The organism is Pseudomonas sp. NUPR-001 (assembly GCF_052147955.1).
Classification (GTDB): Bacteria; Pseudomonadota; Gammaproteobacteria; order Pseudomonadales; family Pseudomonadaceae; genus Aquipseudomonas.
On record NZ_CP197353.1, the window covers coordinates 1,278,072 to 1,301,528 of the forward strand.

15 protein-coding genes are annotated in these 23,457 nt (G+C 62.3%); 5 read left to right on the forward strand and 10 right to left on the reverse strand.

Annotated features, from left to right (window positions below; genetic code table 11):
• Positions 1 to 23 precede the first annotated feature (23 nt).
• The 3 genes from ACP6KB_RS05950 to ACP6KB_RS05960 all read right to left on the reverse strand — a co-directional run bounded on the left by ACP6KB_RS05950 (position 24) and on the right by ACP6KB_RS05960 (position 6,111).
• A complete protein-coding gene (locus ACP6KB_RS05950; RefSeq protein ID WP_442112486.1) occupies positions 24 to 2,432 on the reverse strand; it encodes a glucose/quinate/shikimate family membrane-bound PQQ-dependent dehydrogenase in 2,409 nt (802 codons plus the stop codon).
• A gap of 30 nt (positions 2,433 to 2,462) precedes the next feature.
• Complete coding sequence (locus ACP6KB_RS05955; protein WP_442112487.1) at positions 2,463 to 3,803, reverse strand: carbohydrate porin; 1,341 nt, start codon at positions 3,801 to 3,803, stop codon at positions 2,463 to 2,465.
• Between the two features lie 262 nt (positions 3,804 to 4,065).
• On the reverse strand, positions 4,066 to 6,111 hold the full coding sequence (locus ACP6KB_RS05960; RefSeq protein ID WP_442112488.1) for a TonB-dependent receptor: 2,046 nt from the start codon (positions 6,109 to 6,111) through the stop codon (positions 4,066 to 4,068).
• Positions 6,112 to 6,291: 180 nt separating this feature from the next.
• On the opposite strand from ACP6KB_RS05960, the gene ACP6KB_RS05965 reads away from it, so the two are divergent.
• Together ACP6KB_RS05965 and ACP6KB_RS05970 are read left to right on the forward strand one after the other, a co-directional pair.
• A complete protein-coding gene (locus tag ACP6KB_RS05965) occupies positions 6,292 to 6,513 on the forward strand; it encodes a VF530 family DNA-binding protein (protein ID WP_442112489.1) in 222 nt (73 codons plus the stop codon).
• Between the two features lie 3 nt (positions 6,514 to 6,516).
• A complete protein-coding gene (locus ACP6KB_RS05970) occupies positions 6,517 to 7,170 on the forward strand; it encodes a Pr6Pr family membrane protein (RefSeq protein ID WP_442112490.1) in 654 nt (217 codons plus the stop codon).
• Between the two features lie 9 nt (positions 7,171 to 7,179).
• Here the strand turns inward: ACP6KB_RS05970 and ACP6KB_RS05975 are convergent, their stop codons facing one another.
• From ACP6KB_RS05975 to ACP6KB_RS05985, 3 genes are all read right to left on the reverse strand, one after another.
• Positions 7,180 to 7,950, reverse strand: coding sequence for a siderophore-interacting protein (locus ACP6KB_RS05975; RefSeq protein ID WP_442112491.1), 771 nt, complete (start codon positions 7,948 to 7,950; stop codon positions 7,180 to 7,182).
• The gene (locus ACP6KB_RS05980) at positions 7,947 to 8,516 is read right to left on the reverse strand and encodes a PadR family transcriptional regulator (RefSeq protein ID WP_442112492.1); all 570 of its coding nucleotides are present in this window, start codon (positions 8,514 to 8,516) and stop codon (positions 7,947 to 7,949) included. The genes ACP6KB_RS05975 and ACP6KB_RS05980 overlap by 4 nt, the downstream gene beginning before the upstream one ends.
• A 169-nt stretch (positions 8,517 to 8,685) precedes the next feature.
• A complete protein-coding gene (locus ACP6KB_RS05985; RefSeq protein ID WP_442112493.1) occupies positions 8,686 to 11,820 on the reverse strand; it encodes a transglycosylase domain-containing protein in 3,135 nt (1,044 codons plus the stop codon).
• 437 nt (positions 11,821 to 12,257) lie between these two features.
• Between ACP6KB_RS05985 and ACP6KB_RS05990 the strand changes: the two genes are divergently transcribed.
• Positions 12,258 to 13,673, forward strand: coding sequence for an amino acid permease (locus tag ACP6KB_RS05990; RefSeq protein ID WP_442112495.1), 1,416 nt, complete (start codon positions 12,258 to 12,260; stop codon positions 13,671 to 13,673).
• 153 nt (positions 13,674 to 13,826) lie between these two features.
• Here the strand turns inward: ACP6KB_RS05990 and ACP6KB_RS05995 are convergent, their stop codons facing one another.
• The 3 genes from ACP6KB_RS05995 to ACP6KB_RS06005 form a co-directional block, all read right to left on the reverse strand.
• Entirely contained in the window at positions 13,827 to 14,951 is a 1,125-nt protein-coding gene (locus ACP6KB_RS05995; RefSeq protein ID WP_442112497.1) for an OpgC family protein, read from the reverse strand.
• A 175-nt stretch (positions 14,952 to 15,126) separates the two neighbouring features.
• Positions 15,127 to 16,746 carry an FMN-binding glutamate synthase family protein gene (locus tag ACP6KB_RS06000; RefSeq protein ID WP_442112498.1) on the reverse strand — a complete coding sequence of 540 codons (1,620 nt, stop codon included), beginning with the start codon at positions 16,744 to 16,746 and terminating at the stop codon, positions 15,127 to 15,129.
• A gap of 141 nt (positions 16,747 to 16,887) precedes the next feature.
• On the reverse strand, positions 16,888 to 21,183 hold the full coding sequence (locus ACP6KB_RS06005) for a DEAD/DEAH box helicase (protein WP_442112499.1): 4,296 nt from the start codon (positions 21,181 to 21,183) through the stop codon (positions 16,888 to 16,890).
• A 187-nt stretch (positions 21,184 to 21,370) separates the two neighbouring features.
• Here ACP6KB_RS06005 and ACP6KB_RS06010 point away from each other — a divergent pair, with 187 nt between their 5' ends.
• Together ACP6KB_RS06010 and ACP6KB_RS06015 are read left to right on the forward strand one after the other, a co-directional pair.
• Positions 21,371 to 21,784, forward strand: coding sequence for an NUDIX hydrolase (locus tag ACP6KB_RS06010; protein ID WP_442112500.1), 414 nt, complete (start codon positions 21,371 to 21,373; stop codon positions 21,782 to 21,784).
• A gap of 27 nt (positions 21,785 to 21,811) precedes the next feature.
• Positions 21,812 to 22,450, forward strand: a complete 639-nt coding sequence (locus ACP6KB_RS06015) for a LysE family translocator (protein ID WP_442112501.1) — start codon at positions 21,812 to 21,814, stop codon at positions 22,448 to 22,450.
• Positions 22,451 to 22,453: 3 nt separating this feature from the next.
• On the opposite strand, the gene metR is transcribed toward ACP6KB_RS06015, so the two are convergent.
• Complete coding sequence (gene metR / locus ACP6KB_RS06020; protein ID WP_442112502.1) at positions 22,454 to 23,371, reverse strand: transcriptional regulator MetR; 918 nt, start codon at positions 23,369 to 23,371, stop codon at positions 22,454 to 22,456.
• Between the last annotated feature and the right edge of the window lie 86 nt (positions 23,372 to 23,457).

Consider the following 23,457-nt stretch of genomic DNA (forward strand, 5'->3'; position numbering starts at 1 on the left):
AGCGGGCTTGCCCCGCGATGAATTTACTCAGCCAATTTGTAAGCGATTACGTAATCGCCCATTTTGGTTCCCAGCGAACCATGGCCACCGGCGGTAACCAGCACGTACTGCTTGCCGTCCTTGCCGGTGTAGGTCATCGGCGTGGCCTGGCCACCTGCTGGCAGGCGCGATTTCCACAGCTCTTTGCCGGTGTTGCTGTCGTAAGCACGCAGGTACTGATCCAGGGTGCCACTGAGGAAACCCAGGCCACCCGCGGTGACGATCGAGCCACCCATGCTCGGTACGCCAATCGGCAGGCCGATCGGAATCGGCGAACTGTCGCGGCTGGTGCCGTTCTTGTGTTTCCACACCACCTGGTTGGTGGTCAGGTCGATACCGGCCACATAGCCCCAGGCCGGGGCCTGGCAGGGCACGCCCAGCGGCGACATGAACGGGTGCATGATCACCGCATACGGCGCACCGGTGTTGGGTTGCACGCCGCTGGTCTCACTCTCGCGCTTGCTGCCCGCCGCCACTTCTGCGCGCGGTACCATCTTCGAGACGAAGGCCATGTAGTTCGGCGAGGTGAACAGCATTTGCCGCACCGGATCGACCGAGACGCTGCCCCAGTTGAAGACACCGACGTTACCTGGGTACACCAGGCTGCCCTGCAGCGACGGCGGGGTGTACTGGCCTTCATAGCGCAGCTCGCGGAACTGGATGCGGCAGAGCATCTGGTCGAACGGGCTGGCGCCCCACATGGCTTGTTCGGTCAGGTCCGGGCCGAGCAGGTTGAGGTCGGAGCGGGCCTGGGTCGGGGCCGTGTGGTCGCCTTCAACGGCGCCTTGCGGGGCCGGGATTTCGCGGATCGGCACGATCGGCGTGCCGTCACGACGGTCGAGCACGTACAGGCTGCCCTGTTTGGTCGGGGCGATCAGCGCCGGTTTCACGCCGTCAGCGGTTTTCAGGTCGAGCAGGGTCGGCTGGCTGCCGACGTCCATGTCCCACAGGTCGTGGTGGGTGAACTGGTAGTTCCAGCGCACTTTGCCATTGGTCAGGTCGAGGGCAACGATGCCCGCGCTGAACTTCTCGGCGCCCGGGGTGCGGTCGGCGCCCCACTGGTCCGGAGTCTGGTTGCCCAGCGGCAGGAAGACCATGCCGAGTTTTTCATCGACACTGGCCAGCGACCACATGTTCGCCGAGTTGCGGCTGTAGGTCTTGCCTGGCGCCAGTGGTGCGGTGTCGTCCGGGTTGTTGCTGTCCCAGTTCCATACCAGGCGGCCATCGTGTACGTCATAGGCGCGGATCACCCCGGACGGCTCGTTGGTCGACTCGTTATCGGTAACATGGCCGCCGATGATCACCAGTTCGCGGGTAATCGCTGCAGGTGAAGTGGAGTAGTAACCGCCGGCCGTGAACGGGCCGATACCTGTGGTCAGGTCGATCACACCCTGGTTGCCGAAACCTTCACAGACCTTGCCGGTGTCGGCGTTCAGGGCAATCAGACGCGCATCGGCAGTAGGCAGGTAGAGGCGGCGCGGGCAGGCGCGGGCGACGATCTGGCCGGCGTCGGAGATTTTCGGTGCCGGGCTGCCGTCGACGCTGAGGTAGTTGTTCTCGTCGTAGTACGAGACACCGCGGCAGGTCATGTGGGCAAAGCCCTTGAAGCCGGTCGGGCTTTTGATCTGCGGGTCGAAACGCCAGATTTCGGCGCCGGTGTCCGGGTCCAGGGCCAGCACTTTGCTGTGCGCGGTGCAGGCATAGAGCATGCCGTTGACCTTGAGCGGGGTGTTCTGGTTGGTCAGCTCGACCGGGTCGTTGTCGGTCGGCAGGTCACCGGTACGGATACGCCAGGCTTCCTGCAGTTTATGCACGTTGTCCGGGGTGATCTGGCGCAGCGGCGAATAGCGGTCGCCGAATTCGGTACGACCGTAGGCTTGCCACTCGCCATCGGGCATCTGCGGCGCGGTGCTGCTCAGGCCGGTGCTGTCGCGACCCAGCTTGCCTTTGATTTCACCCGGGTGAGTGAATTGGCTGGCCACGGCGGTGGCACCCGACAGGACCACGGCCAGGCTGAGCAGCGCCGGGTTGATTTTCGACGGGTTGCCCAGCAGCGGGCGACGCGCCCAAGGCAGCAGCAGGACCACACCGAGGGCGAACCACAGCGCCAGACGTGGCACCAGTTGCCACCAGTCCAGGCCGACTTCCCACAGCGCCCACAGGGTGCTGCCCAGCAACACCAAGCCGTACAGGCCCAGGCCATGGCGACGCAGGGCAATCAGGAGGATGCCGGACAGGGCGAAGCCGATACCGGCAATCAGGTAATACAGCGAGCCGCCGAGCTGGCTCAACTTGATGCCGCCCGCCAGTAGGGCCAAGCCCATCAGCAGCAACAGCACGCCAATCAGGCGCGGCAGCCAGCGGGTTCTACTCAAGGCACCTTCTGTGCTCATCGTATGTTCTCCGTAAGGTGGAAGGGGTGATTAAAAACTGCTCTGAATCTTGATCCCGCCGATCAGCGCGTCGTCGACCTGGCTCACGCCACCGGGGTGGCGGATGTACTGCAGGTTCGGGCGCACGGTCAGCCAGTCCGCCAGGTGAATGCCGTAATACAGCTCGGCGCTGTACTCGGTGTCCTGGATCGGACGGAACAGGGGATCGTTGTAGTCGCTGACGCCGTTGGCCTGATTGAGCGCTTTGGCGTTCTTGCGATAGGCAGGGTTGACGTGCACGCGGGCCAGGGCGAAGCCGATATCGTCCTGCGCGCGGGCGTCGAAGGGCCCCTTGTACACCACACCTGCCGAAACATAGTTGTCGATGGCATTGGTCTTCTTGTCGTGCACCGTGGCGTTGGCGAACACACTCAGGCCACGGGAGTGGTCGGAAGCCTGCGACGTAACCTGCTGCTGGGCGCCGAGCCAGAAACCATGTTTGCTCGAACTGCTGCGATAAGCCTGGCCGCTCAGCGCTGCCGGTTGGTCGTTGCTGTCTTTGTAAACGTCGGTTGCGTTGGCATTACTGTAGTAGTAACCCGCGCGATATTCCCCTTTCAGGCCATTGAGCGCCGGGCTCCAGACCAACTCGACGGGTATCACGGCACCCTGGGTGCCGCTGCCGCTGAGCTTGAAGCCGTTGTCACGGTCCAGGTTCGAAGGGTTTTGCTCGAAAGCGCCGATTTGCGCATACAGCTCGGGTGTGAGGTTGTATTTGACCCGCAGGGCCCACTGGCTGACGGGCCAGTTGTACCAGATGTCACCGGCCCAGTTGCCCACCTGGGATCCGCAGAACGCCAGGTTCTGGAAGTCGCAGGGGAAGCTGTTGAAGTCTTCACCCTGACCGAAGCGGCCGAATTTCACATCCAGGGCACCGTCGAAGTACTTCTGCTTGATCCACATCTGGGTCAGCCGCCAGGTTTGGCCGCGGCCCCAGACTTCCTGCGCCGAGGTAAAACCGCCGACCCGTGGGTCGTTGATCCGGTCGTTGCTGATGTTGTCACCGTGGCGCTCGGTCACGGTGAGCTGGAACTCAGCGTCGTGCCAGCCAAGAATTTTTTGCAGGTCCAGGTGTGTGCCGAGCGCGAACTGGCCGCTGTAGCGCGCAGTTTCGTCGTCGTCATACCCGCCGTGCAGGTTGGCACCCATTTCGCCGGTGTAGCCGAGGGTGAAGTCGTAGCCGCGCTCGGCCAGTCCGCTGCGCGTACCACCCCAGTCGCCGAGCATCCAGGGGGAGTCGCTGGCAAAGGGCGCGGCGGCTTGGGCGCTGGGGGCCAGGCAAGTGAAGGCCAACAGGGCGGGGAATAGGCGAGAACGATGAATCTGAGGCATGAGATAGCGCTATCTTTTGATTATTGAAAAACGGCAAGCGCGCCGGATCCTGAGGAACTTCGGCGAAAAGGCTTTAGGGATGGATAACTGAAGCGGTTCAGCTTGCGGCGCAGAGGATATAGGTGAATTTGTAATAAAAAAAGTCAAATCAATAAGAGGGACCGTTGCCGGATCGGTAACAGTCCGTAGGCGCGGGCTTGCCCCGCGATTGCGGTGTATCTGGTACACCGCGATCGCGGGGCAAGCCCGCTCCTACTGGAGGTTAGAAGGTGGTGCGCAGGCCTACTTCTACACTGCGCCCCGGCGCCGGGGCGATGTCGCGCAGGATCGAGCTGGCGTAGCGCACAGTCTGGTCCGTCAGGTTTTCACCCCGGACAAACGCCAGCCACTGACTCTGCCCGATGTCAAAGCGATAACCGAGGCTGGCGCCCAGGGTGGTGTAGCCGTCGGTGCTGGTTTCGTTGGCCGGCTTGTGGTGCTGGGCACTGGCATGTTGCACGTCGATCCGCGCCTGCCAACGCTCCAGTTCCCACAACAGGCCGCTGTTCAGGCGCAGCGGGGCAATGCGTGGCAGGTCTTCGCCGGAGTCGAGGTTTTTCGCCCGGGTGTAGTCGCCAGACAGCTCCAGGGCAAAACTACCCAAATGGTTCTGCACCAATTGCCAGCGGTCCTGAGCCTCGATGCCATAGAAGCGGGCTCGCACCCCCTTGTACACATACTCGGGTACCTCGGCGCCGTGGTCATGATCATGATCGTGATCGTGGTCGTGGTCTTCATGGCCATGGTTGTGATCATGCCCCTCGCGCAAGTTGCCACTGGCCAGCAGGCCGATGTAGTTGCGGAAATGGCTGTAGAACACCCCGACGCTGCCTTTGTGTACGCCGTTGTCAAAGCGCAGGGCCAGGTCACTGGAGATGGCTTTTTCTTTGCTCAGGTTCGGATCGCCGACTTCATAGGTGCCGGTGGCGACGTGCGCGCCATTGGCATACAGCTCGTAGAAGGTCGGTGCGCGCTCGGTGTAGCCCAGGGTTGCAGCCAGCGACCAGATCGGCGTCAGCTCATACACCGCGCCAGAAGACAGGCTGGTGGCGGTGAAGCTGCTGGCGCTGTCGGCCTGGGCAAAACGCTCACTGCCCTGGCTGTCGGGGTTGATGCGGGTGTGCTCCAGTCGGCCACCCAGACTCAGATTGAGGCGTTCGCTGGCTTGCCATTGTTCGAGCATGAACAGCGCCAGGCTGTTGGTATCGGATTGCGGCACAAAGGCTTCTTCACCGAGGGCCGAGAATTCGTTGCGGCTGGCCTGAACGCCAATCACACCTTCCACTGCGCCCCAGGGCTGATGGCGCGCTTCAACCCGTGCTTCGTAGCCCTTGTTCTTGAACGTGGTATGTACCTCGCCACCTTCCAGTTCGCGGTGCTGGTAGTCGGTGTAGCCGACATCGAACTTCAGCGCGCTGAACGGGCCATCGAGATCGCGCAGTTCCGAGGCGAAGCCGTAGTGATCCTGTTGCATGTCCAGGCGCACACCCGGCTCAGCCACCGAGCCATAGTTCGAATCGTAGCGGCTGTACGACAGCCCGGTGTAACCATGATCCCAATGATAGGCACCACCGACCGCACCGCCATGCTGGCGGCCATCGCTGTTTTCCAGCGTATGCCGGCTGCCCGGCTCGTCGGTGTCGCGGACCTTGGAACTGCGGGCGTAGCCGGGAATGCGCAGGTCGTTGAACTGACGGCTGTTGGCGTCCACATGCAAGGCGAAACGGCCATCACCGGCCTCGAGTTTGCCCGCACTGCTGCGGGTCGTGTCGGCGCCGCCGTAACGCAGCTCACCGGCGCCGTGAATACCGTCGACCGGTGAACTGGGAATGCGGTTATCGAAACTGTTGACCACCCCGCCAATGGCGTTGCCGCCATACAGCAAAGCCGCCGGGCCACGGACAATTTCGATGCGGTCTACGGTGGCTGGGTCCAGCGGTACGGCGTGATCGTAGGACAGTGACGAGGCATCCAGGGCGCCAACGCCATTGCGCAGAATGCGAATACGGTCGCCGTCCAGGCCGCGAATTACCGGGCGGCTGGCGCCGGGGCCAAACCAAGTGGACGCCACACCGGGCTGGTTGCTCAGCGTTTGGCCGAGGCTGCCTTTTTGTTGCAGGGTCAGGTCATCGCCTTCCAGCACTGTAGTAGCGGAGGCCAGTTCGCTGTTGCCCAGCGGGTTGGCGGTGACGATTTGCGGGTCCAGTTCTACGGCCTGGCTCAGCGGGGTAGCGAGGTAGAGAGCGGCGGCGAGGGGCAAGCGACGCATGGGGTTCCTTAGGGGTGAGGTGTTTTCGATATAATATAACGTTTCATTTGCATTTTGGTAGGAGCGGGCTTGCCCCGCGATTGCGGTGTGTCAGGTGCGTCGCTATCGCGGGGCAAGCCCGCTCCTACAGCACTAGAATGTTTGTTAAGGTGCGCATCTTTGATTCGCTGGAGCACAGGCATGTCTACCGCCAACCCCAATCCGCTGCATGGCGCGACCCTGGAGCAGATCCTCAACGCCCTGGTGGCGCACTACCAATGGGAAGGGCTGGCCGAACGCATCGACATCCGTTGCTTCAAGAGCGACCCGAGCATCAAATCGAGCCTGACGTTCTTGCGCCGTACGCCGTGGGCGCGAGAGAAGGTCGAGCGCTTGTACTTGAAGTTGCAACGCGGCCGTTGATTGATGCGCCAGCGCGAGGTCGTGATCGGCCTGGCCGCCTGCCTGGGTTGGAGCGCTCTGGCGATCCAACTCTATCTGGTGTTGTTGGCGCGTTGGCAGGAGCAGGCCAGCCTGATCGGCGGCCTGATCAATTTTTTCAGTTTCTTCACCGTGCTGACCAATACCCTGGTTGCAGTCGTACTCACTCAAGCGGCCTTTGGCAGGCCGTCTGCGGCACAGCGCTGGTTTTTGTCTGCGCCAGTCAGCTCGGCTATTGCCGCCAGCATCGTGCTGGTCGCGTTGGCCTACAGCCTGCTGTTACGTCACCTGTGGCAACCACAAGGCTGGCAGTGGCTGGCTGACGAACTGCTGCACGACGTCATGCCGCTGGTGTTCGTGGGTTACTGGTGGTGTTGTGTAGAGAAGGGCAGTTTGCGCCTCAAGCATCTGTTGGCCTGGTTGCTGTATCCGCTGGGGTACTTTGCCTTGGCGTTGATGCGCGGACAGTCGATAGGGGTGTATCCCTATCCGTTCATTGATGTGGCCAGGTTGGGGTATGCGCAGGTCCTGCTCAACGCGCTGGCGATTTTGCTTGGCTTTATTGTCATCAGCCTGTTGCTGTTAGGCCTGGATCGCTGGCAGGGCGGGCGCCTGGCCAAGGCCAGGACGCAACCCTGAGGGTGCCGGTTACGCGTCGTCGTGCGGGTCGAGGCGCCAGTACGCAGCAGCCTTGATCTGCTCCTCTTTCAGACCTTTTTCGTCGATCAACAGACGCTTGGTTGCGCGGGTCAGGGCTTTTTCCAGTGCCACCCAGGCGTACAGTCGGCCTTCAGGCAACGTCAGGCCTTTGACCACGTTCAGCAGGTGCTGCTGGTGGCGCTGGACCCAGATCACCTCCAGTTGCGCCTGGCTGTGCAAAGGCTGCTGCTCCTGCGCATCTTCAATCTCGATGACGGCCAGGACCTTGCGGCTGCCGGGCAGTTCTTCCAGGCGCCGGGCAATGGCCGGGATGGCAGTCTCGTCACCGATCAGTACATAGCTGTCGAAGATGTCCGGCACCACCATCGAGCTGCGCGGACCGGCAATGTTAAGCACCTGGCCGACTGCTGCCTGGGCCGCCCAGGTCGACGCCGGGCCATCACCGTGCAGGACGAAGTCGATGTCCAGCTCACCCGCTGCCAGGTCAATGCGCCGCGGGGTGTATTCGCGCATGGTGGGGCGCACGCCGTCGCGGCTGAAGTCGAGGTTATCCAATGCCGCCTGTTCTTCTGCCGAGCAGGCGAACAGCAGTTTGATGTGATCGTCGCTACCGACGCTGGTGAAGCCTTGCAGTTGTGGCCCGCCAAGGGTGATACGGCGCATGCGCGGGGTCAGCTCGGTGACCCGCAGCACCTCCAGGCGGCGATGTTTGATCTCATGGTTGACGCGATGAATCGTGGCGTTTTCGCTGACACTCATTCGGTAGTCTCCGTGGGGGTCGCAGCAGGCCCTGCGACGATGGCTTTGGCAGTGTTGTTGAGCAAGGTACGCACCCGCTCGATTTCTGCCGGGTTCCAGCGGCCACTGTGCATCTGCAGGGCATGACGCAGGTTGTGTACCGCTTCGTGGATTTCCTGCGGGCGGTCGTGGCCGCACAGTGAGCGCTTGCTGACTTCGATGCGCATGCGCACGCCGTCGAGGGCGACCGCTTGTTCGGCCAGCGATTCAAGCCCGGCAGCCGTGACGCTGTAGAGCTTCTTGCTGCCGTGGACCTGGCCGACGATCAATTCGCTTTCTTCCAGGAACGTCAGGGTCGGGTAGATCACCCCCGGGCTTGGGCTGTAGTTGCCGCCGAACAGGCTTTCAATCTGGCGAATCAGGTCATAACCGTGGCGCGGCTGCTCGGCCACCATCGACAGCAGCAGCAATTTCAGATCGCCCGGGGCGAAGACCCGCGGACCGCGATCGCCACGCTCGCGGCTGTGGCGGCGTTCGATACCGTCATGGCGTTCGCCATGTTCACGGTGAGGATGATGTTCACGCATGGAGGACTCCGTTTGCGTTAGAGATGTCTTTAGATATTACTCAAGATATATCTTAGTGCAAGGGTGAGAGTGAGAATAATTCTCATAATTCGCAGTTAGGGGATGAACGGTACTGCAGACAAAGCAACGCCCAGGCGCTGGATAAGTGCCTGGGCGTTGCTTCAGAGGACTACTGCTGCGCCACTTGCGGTGATTTGCACAGGGTGTGGCTGCCCGGTTGCAAGTAAGGCGTGAGGATCGGTGCCATTCCCTTGAGCACCTGCACCGGCAACGCCGAGGTGAACTTGAACGACTCGGCAGCACGCCCCGGTACGAAGGCGGTGAGGGTGCCAAAGTGGTTATCGCCGAGGAAGAACACAAAGGTCGCGGTACGGTTGATCGCTTTCGAGCCAAGCAGGCGGCCACCGGCGCCCCAGCTTTCGATGCGGTTGTCGCCGGTGCCGGTTTTGCCGCCCATCACCATCGGCGTGCCGTCATTGAGTTTGAAGCTGCCAGACACCCGTCGTGCGGTACCGGCATCGACCACCTGCGACAGTGCACCGCGCAGCGCGCGCGCCACTTCCACCGAGAGCACTCGCTGGCCCAGATCGGGGTCACCGGCCAGGCGCGTCTCGTAAGGGGTGTCGGCAGCAAAGTGCAAGGTATCGATGCGCAGCGTCGGCAGGCGAACACCATCGTTCTGAATAATCCCGACCAACTCGGCCAGGGCGGCCGGGCGATCACCCGAACTGCCGATGGCGGTAGCCAGCGAAGGCACCAGGTGGTCGAACGGATAGCCGACACGCTTCCAGCGCTGATGGATATCGAGGAAGGCTTCGATCTCTACCAGGGTGCGGATGCGGCTGTCACGGGCGCCTTTGTGGCGGCTCTTGAACAGCCAGCTGTAAACCTCCTGGCGCTCGAACTGGCTGGCTTGCGCGGCGTCCTGGAAGCTGGCGTTGGGGTTGTTGAGCAAATAGCCCAACAGCCAGAGGTCGAGTGGGTGGACCTTGGCAACGAAGCCTTGGTCCGGCAAATCGAATTTGCCGGGGCCATAGGCGTAGTACAGGTCGTCCAGACGCTGGTCGGTGACCGAGTCCTGTTTGGTCGGTTTGCGCTTGGTGTCTGCCAGTTCCTTTTTCATGTGAGCACGAACGAAGGCATTGAACGTGGCCTGGTCGGCTTCGGGGAACAGGTAACGGTGGACCGCCGCCAGGCGGATAGGCGTGACGCGCAAACTGTCGAGGAAGGTGTCCAGGCGTTGTTGCGAGGTTTTGCGCTGGTACTTTTTCCAGAACCTGCGCATGTAATCGGTGCCTTCTTTGTCGGCGAAGCGCGCCAGGTACTCCTGACGGCGTGGCTCGGCATCGTCTTTGAGCAGTTTGGCGCTGTTGCCCGGTGCCTGATAGGTGCTGTAGCGCACCAGGTCACGCATCAGGCGAATGAACGGCAGGTTGATCGACTCGCGCAAGGCGTCCTTGAGGGTTGGAATGCGGTTGTTGTCTTCCTTGCGGAAGTTATTGAACACATGCATGCCGCCGCCGGTGAAGAAGGCTTCGCCGGGGCTGGCCGAATACTTGCGATTGAGTGCGGCATCGAGCATCGCGGTGACGTTGCGGTCCTTGTTCTGGATCAGGTAGTCGATGGCCCAGCGGGTGATGAAGTCCAGTTCGGCGACCTCGACTTTTTTCAGGTCGGCGGCGGGCGTATTGGCGTACTTGTCGTGCAGCTCGGCAATGATCTCCAGGTAGCTGGTCAGCACCCGCAGTTTGGCGGTAGAGCCCAGTTCCAGTTTGCTGCCTTCGTTGATGTCGAACGGCTGGTCGGTACTGTCGGTTTGTACCCGCACCCGTGAACCGTTGGCGGTGCGTTCCAGCAGGGTAAAGCTGTAACGCACCTGGGTGGTGCTGGTGGGGGTCAGCAAGCGTTCGCCAAACAGCCCGACTTTTTCTGCAACGGCCGGGTCGGCAAGGTCCTTGAGGTACTGACTGACCTGGCCTTGCAAGTCCGATTGCAAGGTGCTGGTGGCCGACAAGTCCAGGCGGTCGAGGTCATACAGCGGGCGGGCCAGGGCCAGGGACAGGCGGCTGCGGGCCACGCTGATGCCTTTGTTGGTCACGATCGGCTGGATGGTCGGTTGTGCCACCCAGTCGCGGTAGATCGCCTTGCTGGCCAGTGCCGCGTCGGCCAACGGACGGTCGACGATGTTGCTGGCGGCCAGAACGCGGATATGGCTGTCGGTGAGCTCGGCCAGTTCGTTGCGGCCTTTGGATAGAAAATGTGAAGGGCGGCGCTGGGCAATCATCAGCGACAGCACTTGCCGCAAGGCCAGGCCACGCGCGGCCATGCTGGCAGGATCGGTTTCCGTCGAGGCCAAGGCCTGGTTGACCTGGGCAAAGTCGGCGCCATACCAGACCCGCAGCCCTTCGGCCATGCCATGTACTTCACCATGCCCGGGCACCGCCGACAGCGGCACGCTGTTGAGGTAGTCGCGCACGATGCGCTGACGCGCCTCAAGGGTTTGCGGGCCGCCCTGGTAAGCGCGCACGCTGGCAGAAATCATCTGGCGTATTTTTTCGCTGCCGGAAACGGTCAGGCCGTCAGGCGAGTGACGGTACTTCTCCAGTTGCGTGGCCAGGGTGCTGCCGCCAGCGGACTGGCCGGGCAGGGCCAGGTACTTGGCGACCTGGCTGTAGGCCGCTTTGGCAAAACGCGGCCAGTCCACGGCCGGGTTGGCGTTGGGGTCGTTGGGGTCGAGCAGGTCGCGGTTTTCGATGAACAGCAGGCTGTTGACGATCACCGGCGGGATGGAGTCGAAGTCCGGGTACAGGTATTGCGGGTAGTGGTACTGATAGAGCACGTCGCCTTTGCAATCGGTGATCGACAGGCCGGACTGAATCTTTTCTTTGTAGGGCACGAATAAACCGTGCTCGGTGTAGTCCATCAACGCCGGAGAAAAGTGCACCTGCTCGCTGATCACGTAGTCGCGCTTGAGCAGACGCGGCAGGAACTCGCCCAGCGCGCTGTAGCCCAGGCGTTTGTCGAAGGGCCCGTCACCCGGATAGACGATGGCATCGCTCGGCCCGGGTTGCAGCGAGTAGGTCAAGGTCGAGGCGAGTTGACTCAGTTCGCGAGATTGCAGGCGCGAGGTGTGCATTTCGTTGACGATGGCATAGCCCAAGGCAATCAGGGCGAGCAGCAGCACCAGCCAGACCAGCCGCCACCACAGATGACGTTGGCGGGGGCTTTTCGGCGATGGCGATTCTTCAAGGGATTCAGTGGGAGTTTCCTTACTCGTTGGTTCCGATTGCCACAATGCGCCCATAGTGTTTTGCCCGGCTACGTATTTTCGTCTTGCTTGCCTGAAGCTTAGACGGTGAGCGCATTTGGTGAAAAATTTGTGAGGCCTGTAAGGCACTTCCTGTAATTGAGTGGGATGTTCTCCTTTGGTGGAAGGTTGTAATGCCCTGTTTTGGTGCTATGTTAGCCGCCCTGTTGGCCATCCATGAAAAAACACGGGAAAAGCCTTCGATAAATAGGGTCTTTATCCAGAAATCTCGCTAAATATCCTGCTCTTTATAGTGAAATGCCCTGCATGGGCCTTTCTATACTGCTCGGCCCTTTCGCTCTGCCCGCGCCTTTAACGCGGACAGGCGGGTCCGCCCACAAGGTGGTACCCGGCAAGGCAGCGTATTCGCCTATCGGCGGTGCCAGGCCTGCACGAACGGTTTATATCCAATAACAAAATGAGGTTGTATTTCTATGCCAGTCGGCAACCCTTCTTCTCACGCTGAGACCGCCCAGGGCGGCCCGCTCAAGCGAGAGCTCGGCGAGCGCCACATTCGCCTGATGGCGCTGGGCGCCTGTATCGGTGTCGGCCTGTTCCTGGGCTCGGCCAAGGCCATTGAAATGGCCGGCCCGGCAATCATGCTGTCGTACATCATTGGTGGCCTGGCGATCCTGGTGATTATGCGCGCCCTGGGTGAAATGGCCGTACACAATCCGGTCGCAGGCTCGTTCAGCCGTTACGCTCAAGACTACCTTGGCCCGTTGGCGGGCTTCCTCACCGGCTGGAACTACTGGTTTCTGTGGCTGGTGACCTGCGTGGCCGAGATTACCGCCGTGGCCATCTACATGGGCATCTGGTTCCCCGATGTACCGCGCTGGATCTGGGCCCTGGCGGCCTTGGGCAGCATGGGTGCGATCAACCTGATCGCGGTCAAGGCCTTTGGTGAGTTCGAGTTCTGGTTCGCCCTGATCAAGATCGTCACCATCATTGCCATGGTCCTCGGTGGCATCGGCATCATTGCCTTTGGCTTTGGTAACGATGGCGTGGCCATGGGTATCTCCAACCTGTGGAGCAACGGCGGCTTCATGCCCAACGGTGTGACCGGCGTGTTGATGTCGCTGCAGATGGTGATGTTCGCCTACCTGGGCGTAGAAATGATCGGCCTGACCGCCGGTGAAGCGCGCAACCCGCAAAAAACCATTCCACAGGCCATCGGTTCGGTGTTCTGGCGCATCCTGTTGTTCTATGTCGGCGCGCTGTTCGTGATCCTGTCGATCTACCCGTGGAACGAAATTGGCAGCCAAGGCAGCCCGTTCGTGATGACCTTCGAGCGTCTGGGCATCAAAACCGCCGCCGGTATCATCAACTTCGTGGTGATCACCGCAGCGCTGTCGTCGTGCAACGGCGGTATTTTCAGCACCGGGCGCATGCTCTACAGCCTGGCGCAGAATGGTCAGGCGCCGGCAACCTTCGCTCGTACTTCCAGCAATGGCGTACCGCGTAATGCCTTGCTGCTGTCCATTGCAGCGTTGCTGCTGGGCGTGTTGGCCAACTACCTGGTGCCCGAGAAAGTGTTCGTCTGGGTCACCGCGATTGCCACCTTCGGGGCGATCTGGACCTGGGTGATGATCTTGCTGGCGCAGCTGAAGTTCCGTGCCGGCCTGAGCAATGCCGAGCGGGCCGCGCTGAAGTACCGCATGTGGCTGTGGCCGCTGAGCTCCTACCTGGCGCTGGCGTTCCTGATCCTGGTGGTGGGCCTGATGGCGTACTTCGAGGAGACCCGCGTGGCGCTGTACATCGGCCCTGCGTTCCTGGTCATGCTGACGGTGCTGTATTACGTGTTCAAGCTGGCGCCGAAAGCTGACAACGTAGAGCTGGCGCGTACGTAACAGCAATCGCGGGTAAACCCGCTCCTACCGGTAGGAGCGGGCTTGCCCCGCGAACACGGGCGCAGCCCGTGCCATTCACCGCAGTGCTCGCTTCGCGGGGCAAGCCCGCTCCCACAGCGTCTGTAATTCCAAGTGGGCTTGCCCCGCGATCGTTCAGGACGCCGCCACCGTCACCGGCCGGTTCAAGCGTTTGTTCAGGTCCAGCCAGACCGCCAGTAACATCATCAAGCCCACGCCCGTCAGTGCGGTCAGTAACTGCATGGCCCAGTGTTCGTCCGCCAGGGCATTGCCCATGTCGGCCAGCGGCGCGAGCAGTACGCCAAAACAGAACACTTCCAGCGAATAGCGGCCCATCCGGCAACTCTGTTGCGCCAGCCAGCTCTGCACCCAGGCGCCTTGTGGCAACAGCTTGGCCGTGCAATAGGCCAAGGCCAGGAAGTGCAGCAGGCGCGCAGGCGACAGGTTGGTCTTGCTGATCGGGTACAGCCATTCGGCCAGCTGCCGCGGCATCAGCGCATCGTGCAGGGCAGGCCAGCGCCAGGACAGGGCGATGGCGGCACACACCAGCAAATAGCTCGCCGCCGCGATGAACAGTGGCTGCCGCCAAGCCGGGCGCAGGTCGGCAGGTTGCGGGCGTTGGCTATGCAAGGCCGCCGCGCCACCGAGAATGAACAGCAACTGCCAGGCCAGTGGGTTGAAGAACCACACGCCACCCTCCTGGGCCGCCAGGTTCCATTGGAACATCGGCGCCAGCAGATACAGCGCCGCCGACAGCCCGACCACGATCTCGACTTTGCGCAGCATCGCAGGCAGCACCAGGGGCAAGCCGAGCAGCAGCAGAATGTACAGCGGCAACGGGTCCATCAGGTTGGGTTTGAAGCGCAGCAGCAGTTCATCCACCAGCGCTTGCTGCGGATTGGCGAGGAAGTAATTGAGGCCCATCTCCTGAATCATGTCGCGGGTCTGCACATGATTGTTGGCGACAAAGACGATGCCCATCAGCAGCACCAAGAGGAAAATGTGCACGACATACAGCACCCAGGCCCGACGCAGTATGCGCACGCAGGCCACCAGCCAGCCATCGCGCAGGGCGATCTTGCCGTAGGCCAGCACGGCAGCGTAACCGGCCAGGAACACGAAGATTTCCGCCGCGTCGCTGAAGCCGACATTGCGCACCGTCAGGTTGGCCAGCGGGTTACCCGGTATGTGATCCCAGAAGATGAAGATCAGCGCCAGTCCGCGAAAGAAGTCGATGCGATGGTCGCGACCGTTGTTCATGATCAGAGCCTTGCGAGGGTGTTTCAATAGAGGATAGGCGCCCGCAGGCGTGGGTTCCGCGCCGTCGGCGCAAGCCGATCGGCGGCGGGAGGGTTACAAGTTTTGTCGGCGAATGCAAAGTGAGGGTATTTCCGGATGTCTCTACCTCACTCTGCATTGCGCTGCGGTTCTCGGCTTAGGCCGCCACCTCACTGTTCGGCTCAAAGCTGTCGGCCCGGGCCAGTTGCCACATCCGCGAATAGAACTCGCCACTGATGTTGCCACTGAGCAGCTCACCGGGTTTGAGGAACACATGCATCTGTGAAAACAGCTTGATCTCGGTGGCTGAAACCCGGCGTACCAGGTGCTTGGCTTCCAATTGCGAGGGGTGGTCCAGGCCCGCGGCGGCGAGCATCTCGGCCAGGGCCTTGAGCGTGCTGTGGTGGAAGTTGAACACCCGCTGCGCTTTGTCGGGCACCACCAGCGCCCGCTGGCGCAGGGCGTCCTGGGTGGCGACGCCGGTGGGGCATTTGTTGGTGTGGCAGCTTTGCGATTGAATGCAGCCGATGGCGAACATGAAGCCACGTGCCGAGTTGGCCCAGTCGGCACCGATCGCCAGTACGCTGGCAATGTCGAAGGCGCTGACGATCTTGCCGCTGGCGCCGAGTTTGATCTTGTCGCGCAGGTTCAACCCGACCAGGGTGTTGTGCACAAACAGCAAGCCTTCGCGCAGCGGCACGCCGATATGGTCGGTGAATTCCACGGGTGCGGCGCCGGTGCCGCCTTCCTTGCCATCGATGACGATAAAGTCCGGCAAGATGCCGGTTTGCAGCATCGCCTTGGCAATCCCCATGAACTCCCAGGGGTGGCCAAGACAGAACTTGAAGCCCACCGGCTTACCGCCCGACAGCTCACGCAACTGGGCAATGAACTGCATCATTTCGATCGGCGTGGAAAAGGCACTGTGGCGCGACGGTGAAATGCAGTCTTCACCCATCATGACCCCGCGGGTTTCAGCGATTTCGCGGGTGACCTTGTGCTTGGGCAGGATACCGCCATGGCCAGGCTTGGCGCCTTGGCTCATCTTGATTTCGATCATGCGCACCTGCGGGCTGCGCGCCTGTTCGGCAAATCGCTCGGGGTCGAAGCGCCCGTCGGCGGTACGGCAGCCGAAGTAGCCGCTGCCCAGTTCCCAGGTCAGGTCGCCGCCATGTTCACGGTGATAAGGGCTGATGCTGCCTTCACCGGTGTCATGGGCAAAGTTGCCCAGCTTGGCTCCCTGGTTCAGGGCACGGATGGCATTGGCGCTGAGCGAGCCGAAGCTCATCGCCGAGATATTGAACACCGAAGCCGAATAAGGCTGGCTGCACTGCGGGCCGCCGACAATCACCCGGAAGCTCGACGGGTCGCTCAACGGTGCCGGGCGCATGGAATGGCCGATGAACTCGAAACCGGACTGATAGACATCGATCAACGTACCGAAGGGCTTGTCGGACGCTTCGTTCTTGGCCCGGGCATACACCAGCGAGCGCTGCGCCCGCGAAAATGGCAGGGCGTCGCTGTCGGCTTCGAGCAGGTATTGGCGTATTTCCGGGCGAATGCCTTCCACCAGATAACGGATATTGCCGAGGATCGGGTAATTGCGCCGCACCGCGTGACGGCTCTGCAGCAGATCGAACAGGCCGAGCAGGCTCAGTAGCGCGGTGGTCAGGGTAAATGGCCACAGCCATTCATGCTGCAGGAAAGGCAGGCTCACCACGGTGAACAGAACACAGGCGGCGAAGAAGGCATAGCGGCTGAGAAGTGACAGGCTCATACGGGTTCCTTGCGATGGCACGGTCAGGCTCAGGGCCTGGACAATCTTCGACCATAGCCCGGTTGCCCGCGCTAGCGCCAGCCCGTAAAGATGAAGCTTTCCAGCTCGGTTGCGGAGTGAAAATCATTCGCGCAGTTGTCGTCAGCAGGGGTGTCCCGTCTCCCGGATCAATCGCTCGCGCAGTGAGTTTTGTTGTGCGGGCTCTACCTCGATCAGGAATTCCGGGGTACCGGCAATCAGCGTGGCGCAGGGCAGGCCATCGCGATAGAGCAGGCGGTTACCGCTCAGCGCGGGCACTTTGGTGCCGGGAAGCAGGGTGCCCACCAGGTTCAACGGGTCGCTGGCGCTGACGGCCACCAGGCTGCCGTCCAGCGGTCGGCGCCGCACTTCGCGCAGCAATGCCACCGCTTCAGGCAGGGCAAACTGTTCACCCGCCAGGCCGCTGATGAAGCGTCCGCCACGGATTTCGCCGCGCGCTTCCAGGCGGTGATAGCAGCGCAGCAGTTCGCGCCAACTTGGTAGCCAGTCGGCCTCGCGTTCGAGCAAGCGCCAGCAGATCACACCGTAGCGGCGCAGCAAGGTGCGGGCGATGTGTTCCAGGCTGTCGTCACGCTTGTCCGCACTCGATGGTTTGCGCAGCAGCGCCCATCGACCGGCATCTTGCATGCCGCCGAACAGCGGCCCGCGCCCACGTCGATGGCTACGGTTCTGACGCTTGCTGGCGGGAGTGATCAGCGCGCGCAGGCCGGCGAAGCTGTCGGCGCTGACCAGCCCGGCGGCGACCAGTTCTTGCAAGGCGACCTCCAATTCACTGGGCAGCAGGTGGGCATCGCTGACCAGTTCGTCGAAAAACAACGCACCGTGCTCGCTCAGGGCGCCATGCACCTTTTGCGCCCTCAAGCTCAAGTCTTCACAGGCCAGCGCCGGGCCAAGTGCGCGCCACAGGTTCAGCTGCGCGCGCGGTAGCAGCACCAGCGGCGTGCTGCGCAAGGTGCTGCTGGCGGCACTCGGGGCCAGGCGTGCCCAGGCATGCCTACCCGCACGACAGCTTTCATCGAGCCACAACGGGCTGTAGTCCTTGATTCGTCCTGGCAGCAAATCGGCTTCCCAGGCTGCAGCCGCTGCCGGGTATCCTTCGAACTGGCCCAGCACTTCACTCAGGGCTGCCGGGCCTTGCAATTGAGCGGCGGGCGCCACGTGTTGCCAGTCGAACAGGTAACGCATGAAGTCCTGCAGGCTGACCGGTTCGATTTCCCGGCGCAGACGTTTGACGGTGTAGCGGTGGATGCGTGCCAGCAAGTGCCGCTCGCACCACTGCAGGCGCTGCTCGCCAGGGCGAAAGTAGCCGCGCATGACATAGCCTTCCGACTCCAACTGCAGCAGGGCCTGTTCGACTGAGCGAGCAGGTAACTGCATTGGTTCGACCAGTTGTTCCAGGGCCAGCGGCCCGAAGCCACTCAAGCGTGCGCGTACCACTTCGAGCAGCGCCGCCTCAGGCTCGACCGGCTGATCGAAGCCAGGCAGCGCGGCACAGTCAGGCGTCCGCTGCCGATCAGGCAACAACGCACTAAACAACATCAGGCGTTCGCGCGCCAGCCACAGGCAGGCCGTTGCATTCAGTTGCAGGCAGCAGGCTCGGCCTGTGCGCTCAAGCGCTTCCAGCCATTGCAGCCAGCCGGGGTTGGCGTTCACCTCGGCCTGGCTGATGCAGGCCAGGCTCATCAAGGCTTCATGCATCTCATCGGCGCGTGTGGGGTTTGGCCAGGTTTCCAGTTCTACAGCGTGAATGGCCTCGGCATCCAGGGCACCGAGGTCATCGCTGCTGTTTACCTCGCTCCAGCGCCGGCTCTGAACCGCCTGGGTGCGGCGCTCTTCCAGCGGCGCATCGTCGAGAAAAGTGTAGGGTCGGGCATTGAGGATCGCAGCGGCGAGCGGCGAGGGTGCTGGCAGGTCGCGGCTGATCAGGGTGATCTGACCCTGTTCGATACGCCGCAGCAACTGCAGCCAGCCTTCACAGTCCATGGCCTGGTGCAGGCAATCGTCAAGGGTTTGCTCGACCAGAGGGTGATCGGGGATCTGCCGTTCGCCGACGATGTTTTCCAGGCAGGCGATCTGGTCAGGGAACACTGCGGCAATCAAGTCTTCGCTTTTCATCCGCTGGATCTGCGGCGCCACCTTGCGTCCGCCGACAAAGCGCGGCAACGCCAGGGCAACGCCGGCGTTCCAGCGCCAGCGCACGGCAAACAATGGCGCATCGAGCAGGGCCTGGACCAGCAGTGATTCAGCGCTGTTGCTGGACAGATAACGCCACACCTCGTCCAGTGCAAAGCTGTGGCTGGTGGACAGCGACAAGACGATGGCGTCTTCGCTGGCGGCCGCCTGCAGTTCGAAGTTGAAGGTACGACAGAAGCGCTTGCGCAAGGCCAGGCCCCAGGCGCGATTGATCCGGCTGCCGAACGGGCTGTGAATGATCAGTTGGGTGCCGCCAGACTCGTCGAAGAAACGCTCCATGATCAGGGTGTCTTGCGAGGGCAGGGCGCCTAGCACCTGGCGGGTATGGGCGAGGTAATCGAGCAATTGCTCGGCGCTATCTGCGGCCAGGCCGAGGGTGTCCTGCAACCAGCTCAGTGCGGCGGGCAATCCATCGGCCGACTCGCTCAGACGCTGGTCGATCTCGCCCTGCAGGCGGGCGACCGCGAACGACAACTCGTCACTGCGCCCCGGCGCTTCACCCAGCCAGAACGGGATGCTTGGTGGCAAGCCTTTGGCATCTTCGACACGCACCTTGCCGCTTTCCACACGCAAGATGCGGTACGAGGTATTGCCCAGCTGGAAGATGTCGCCGGCAATGCTTTCCACCGCAAAGTCTTCGTTGACGCTGCCGATGTTCAAGCCCTGGGGTTCGAGCAAAACCGCATAGTCGGCGTTGTCGGGGATGGTGCCGCCGCTGGTCAGTGCGGTCAGCTGGCTGCCACGGCGTCCACGCAGGCTGTGGTTGACGGCATCGCGGTGCAGGTAGGCGCTGCGCACACCCTGACGGCCGTTGAAACCTTCGGCGAGCATGCGCAGCAGTGCCTGGTAGTGCGCGGGGTCCAGTGCGGCATAGGGCGAGGCCTTACGCAGGCACTCGAACAGCGCTTGCTCTTGCCACGGTTGGCAGCTGACTTCGGCAACGATCTGTTGCGCCAACACATCCAGCGGTGCCTGCGGGACGTGCAGCAGGTCCAGCTCGCCGCGGCGTACGCAGTCGAGCAAGGCGGCGCACTCGATCAGGTCGTCACGTGACAGGGGAAACAGACGGCCCTTGGGCGTACCTTCGACCTGATGTCCGGCACGTCCGACCCGTTGCAGGAACGCGGCGATCGAGCCGGGCGAACCGATCTGACAGACCAGTTCGACTTCGCCGATATCAATCCCCAGCTCCAGTGAGGCAGTCGCCACCAACACCTGCAGCGCCCCGCTTTTCAGACGCTGTTCAGCATCCAGGCGGTATTCCTTGGCCAGGCTGCCATGATGGGCCGCCACCGCCTCGGTGCCCAGGCGTTCGCTCAGGTGACGGGTCAGGCGCTCGGCCAGGCGCCGGGTGTTGACGAACACCAGGGTGGTGCGGTGTTCTCGGGCCAGGGCTGCCAGGCGGTCATATACCAAGTCCCAGACATCGGTGGCCATCACCGCACCCAGGGGCACGGGCGGTACCTCCAGAGCCAGGTCTCGCGTGCGCGCATGGCCGATGTCGACAATGGCACAGCTGCGGCCTTGGCCGACCAGAAAGTCAGCCACCCGCTGCAGCGGGCGCTGCGTAGCCGACAGCCCGATACGCCGCAGCGGCCGGGCGCACAACGCCTGCAGGCGCTCAAGGCTCAGGGCCAGATGGCTGCCGCGTTTGTTGCCCGCCAGGGCATGGATCTCGTCGACGATAACCGTGTGCACACTGGCCAGGCCCTGGCGTCCGGAATCGGAGCCGAGCAGCACATAAAGGGACTCGGGGGTGGTCACCAGAATATGCGGCGCCTGTCGGCGCATGGCGGTGCGTTCCTTTTGCGGGGTATCGCCACTGCGTACCGCCGTGCGGATTGCCAGCGCTTCGTGGCCTTGCTCGATCAGCGCTTGATTGATGCCGGCCAGCGGCGCTTGCAGGTTGATCTGAATGTCGTTGGACAGCGCCTTGAGCGGGGAGACGTAGACCACTTGGGTCTGGTCGGGCAGTTGTCCGTTGGTTAGGCCTTGCTCGAACAGCTCGTCGAGGATCGCCAGAAAGGCCGTCAGGGTTTTGCCGGAGCCAGTGGGTGCGGCCACCAGCAGTGACTGACCGTCACGAATCAGCGGCCAGGCTTGTGCTTGAGCTGCGGTCACACTCGGGAAGCGGCGCTGGAACCAGGTGCGCACGGCGGGGTGGAAGGCTTGCAGTTCCGGGTGATTCAGAGCGGGCAGGTTCATGGCCTGTTTATGCGGCCAATGCACCCAGGTTGCAAGCCACGTTCGTCCGGAGCCGTAGGAGCGGGCTTGCCCCGCGATGCGGTGTGCCTGACAGACCGCCATCGCGGGGCAAGCCCGCTCCTACATAAGGTTGTTCGGTTTTTCTCTACATGGGATCCTAGCGCGCCTTCACCGCGACGAGTTTCCCATGCGCAAAACCATTCATATCGCCGCCGCGTTGCTGCTCGATCCCCAGGGCCGTACCTTGCTGGTGCGCAAACGCGGTACCAAAGCCTTCATGCAACCAGGCGGCAAGATCGAGGCCAATGAGCCGCCGGTCGCGGCCCTGGCCCGTGAACTGTTCGAAGAACTCGGCTTGCGCATCGACGCAGAAGACGCCCACTACCTCGGCCAGTTCAGCGCTCCGGCTGCCAATGAGCCCGGCTTTGAAGTTCAGGCCGAGCTGTTTCAAGTACACACCGCAATGCTCGTCGAGCCAGCCGCAGAGATTGAGGAAGTCGTGTGGGTCTCGGCACGTAAGCCGTTGACGCTAGAGCTGGCCCCGCTGACGCGCGACCAGATTCTGCCACTGTACCGGCGCCTACCGCGCCAACCCGCCTAAGCGTTTTATCAGTGCAAAGGAATGCCTATGATCCCCGTGAATGAGTGGTTGTTGTTTACCGGTGCCGCACTGTTGATGGTCCTGACCCCGGGACCCAACATGATCTACCTGATCTCACGCTCGATCTGCCAGGGACGCATGGCCGGGATTACGTCGTTGCTGGGCGTGGTGGCCGGGTTTCTGGTGCACATGACAGCGGCGGCAGTGGGGCTGACCGCCTTGTTCATGGCTATCCCGCTGGGATACGAGCTGCTCAAATGGGCAGGTGCCGCCTATCTGTTGTGGATGGCCTGGCAAGCGGTCAAGCCGGGGGCGCGCTCGCCGTTCGAAGCCCGTGAGCTGAGCCCTGACTCACCGGCCAGGCTGGTGATGATGGGCTTTCTGACCAGCCTGCTGAACCCTAAGGTGGCGATGTTCTACCTGTCGATCCTGCCACAGTTCATCTCCCCGGAGCATGGCTCGCTGCTGGCTCAGAGTCTGATCCTGGGGCTGACCCAGATCACCGTGAGCTTCTCGGTGAATCTGCTGATCGCCTTGTTCGCCGCCGGGCTGTCGGCCTGGTTCGTGCGCTACCCGCTGTGGCTGATGGTGCAGCGCTATGTGATGGGCTTCGTCCTCGCGGGCCTGGCGCTGCGTCTGGTGCAGGAGCAGCGCAAGCTGGCTTGAGGCTCAGCGTACGGCGCTGACACCGTCGAGCGTGGAGAACGAGGTGTCCTTGGCCGTCAGCAGGAAATCACGCATGTAGGGCGCATCGAGCATGTCGGTGCGCACTGCTGCGTACAGCGTGGCGAACAAACCTTTCTCGCCCAGGCGTTTACCTTTCACGTAGCCCCGTGAGCTGTACTCATGCAGCGCCCAGTGGGGCATACCGCAGACACCACGGCCGCTGGCGACCAATTGCATCATCATCACCGTCAGCTCGGCAGTGCGCACTTGCGCCGGTTCGACGTCGGCGGGCTCGAGGAAACGGGTGAAAATATCCAGGCGGTCACGCTCCACCGGGTAGGTGATCAGCGTTTCTGCGGCCAGGTCATCCGGCACGATGTAGGGCTTGCTGGCCAAGGGGTGCTGGTTGGCCACCGCCAGCATCGCTTCATAGGTGAACAGTGGCACGTAGGTCAGGCCGGCCAGTTCCAGCGGGTCGGAGGTCACCACCAAGTCCAGATCGCCACGGGCCAGGGCCGGGAGCGGGGCAAAGGCGAAGCCTGACGCCAGGTCCAACTCAACCTCCGGCCAGGCATCGCGGAACTGATCGATGGTGGGCATCAGCCACTGGAAGCAGCTGTGGCATTCGATGGCCATGTGCAGACGCCCGGCAGTGCCACCGGCCAGGCGGGCAATGTCACGTTCGGCCGTGCGCAGCAGGGGCAGGGTGGCATCGGCCAGTTGCAGCAAGCGCAAGCCGGCACTGGTGAAGCGAATCGGCTTGGTTTTGCGCATGAACAGCTGCATCCCCAGGCGCTCCTCCAGCTCCTTGAACTGGTGCGACAGCGCCGACTGCGTCAGGTGCAGGCGTTCCGCCGCTTCGACCAGGCTGTCGGCCTCGCGCAGGGCATGCAGAGTTTTGAGGTGGCGAATTTCCAGCACTGCGTGCTCCATGAATTAATTTTGAGATCAACACGAATTTATTGAGTTTGTCTCATGTTGCCCTGCCTGTCGACAATAGCGCCATC

What these genes read in the sequence shown, in the direction of transcription:
- ACP6KB_RS05975 (WP_442112491.1), bottom strand. Translation starts at nt 7,950, where the DNA reads ATGAGTGTCAGCGAAAACGCCACGATTCATCGCGTCAACCATGAGATC.
- ACP6KB_RS05980 (WP_442112492.1), bottom strand. Translation starts at nt 8,516, where the DNA reads ATGCGTGAACATCATCCTCACCGTGAACATGGCGAACGCCATGACGGT.
- ACP6KB_RS06010 (WP_442112500.1), top strand. Translation starts at nt 21,371, where the DNA reads ATGCGCAAAACCATTCATATCGCCGCCGCGTTGCTGCTCGATCCCCAG.
- ACP6KB_RS06000 (WP_442112498.1), bottom strand. Translation starts at nt 16,746, where the DNA reads ATGAGCCTGTCACTTCTCAGCCGCTATGCCTTCTTCGCCGCCTGTGTT.
- ACP6KB_RS05960 (WP_442112488.1), bottom strand. Translation starts at nt 6,111, where the DNA reads ATGCGTCGCTTGCCCCTCGCCGCCGCTCTCTACCTCGCTACCCCGCTG.
- ACP6KB_RS05970 (WP_442112490.1), top strand. Translation starts at nt 6,517, where the DNA reads ATGCGCCAGCGCGAGGTCGTGATCGGCCTGGCCGCCTGCCTGGGTTGG.
- ACP6KB_RS05995 (WP_442112497.1), bottom strand. Translation starts at nt 14,951, where the DNA reads ATGAACAACGGTCGCGACCATCGCATCGACTTCTTTCGCGGACTGGCG.
- ACP6KB_RS05965 (WP_442112489.1), top strand. Translation starts at nt 6,292, where the DNA reads ATGTCTACCGCCAACCCCAATCCGCTGCATGGCGCGACCCTGGAGCAG.
- ACP6KB_RS06015 (WP_442112501.1), top strand. Translation starts at nt 21,812, where the DNA reads ATGATCCCCGTGAATGAGTGGTTGTTGTTTACCGGTGCCGCACTGTTG.
- ACP6KB_RS05985 (WP_442112493.1), bottom strand. Translation starts at nt 11,820, where the DNA reads ATGGGCGCATTGTGGCAATCGGAACCAACGAGTAAGGAAACTCCCACT.
- ACP6KB_RS05950 (WP_442112486.1), bottom strand. Translation starts at nt 2,432, where the DNA reads ATGAGCACAGAAGGTGCCTTGAGTAGAACCCGCTGGCTGCCGCGCCTG.
- ACP6KB_RS05955 (WP_442112487.1), bottom strand. Translation starts at nt 3,803, where the DNA reads ATGCCTCAGATTCATCGTTCTCGCCTATTCCCCGCCCTGTTGGCCTTC.
- ACP6KB_RS05990 (WP_442112495.1), top strand. Translation starts at nt 12,258, where the DNA reads ATGCCAGTCGGCAACCCTTCTTCTCACGCTGAGACCGCCCAGGGCGGC.
- ACP6KB_RS06005 (WP_442112499.1), bottom strand. Translation starts at nt 21,183, where the DNA reads ATGAACCTGCCCGCTCTGAATCACCCGGAACTGCAAGCCTTCCACCCC.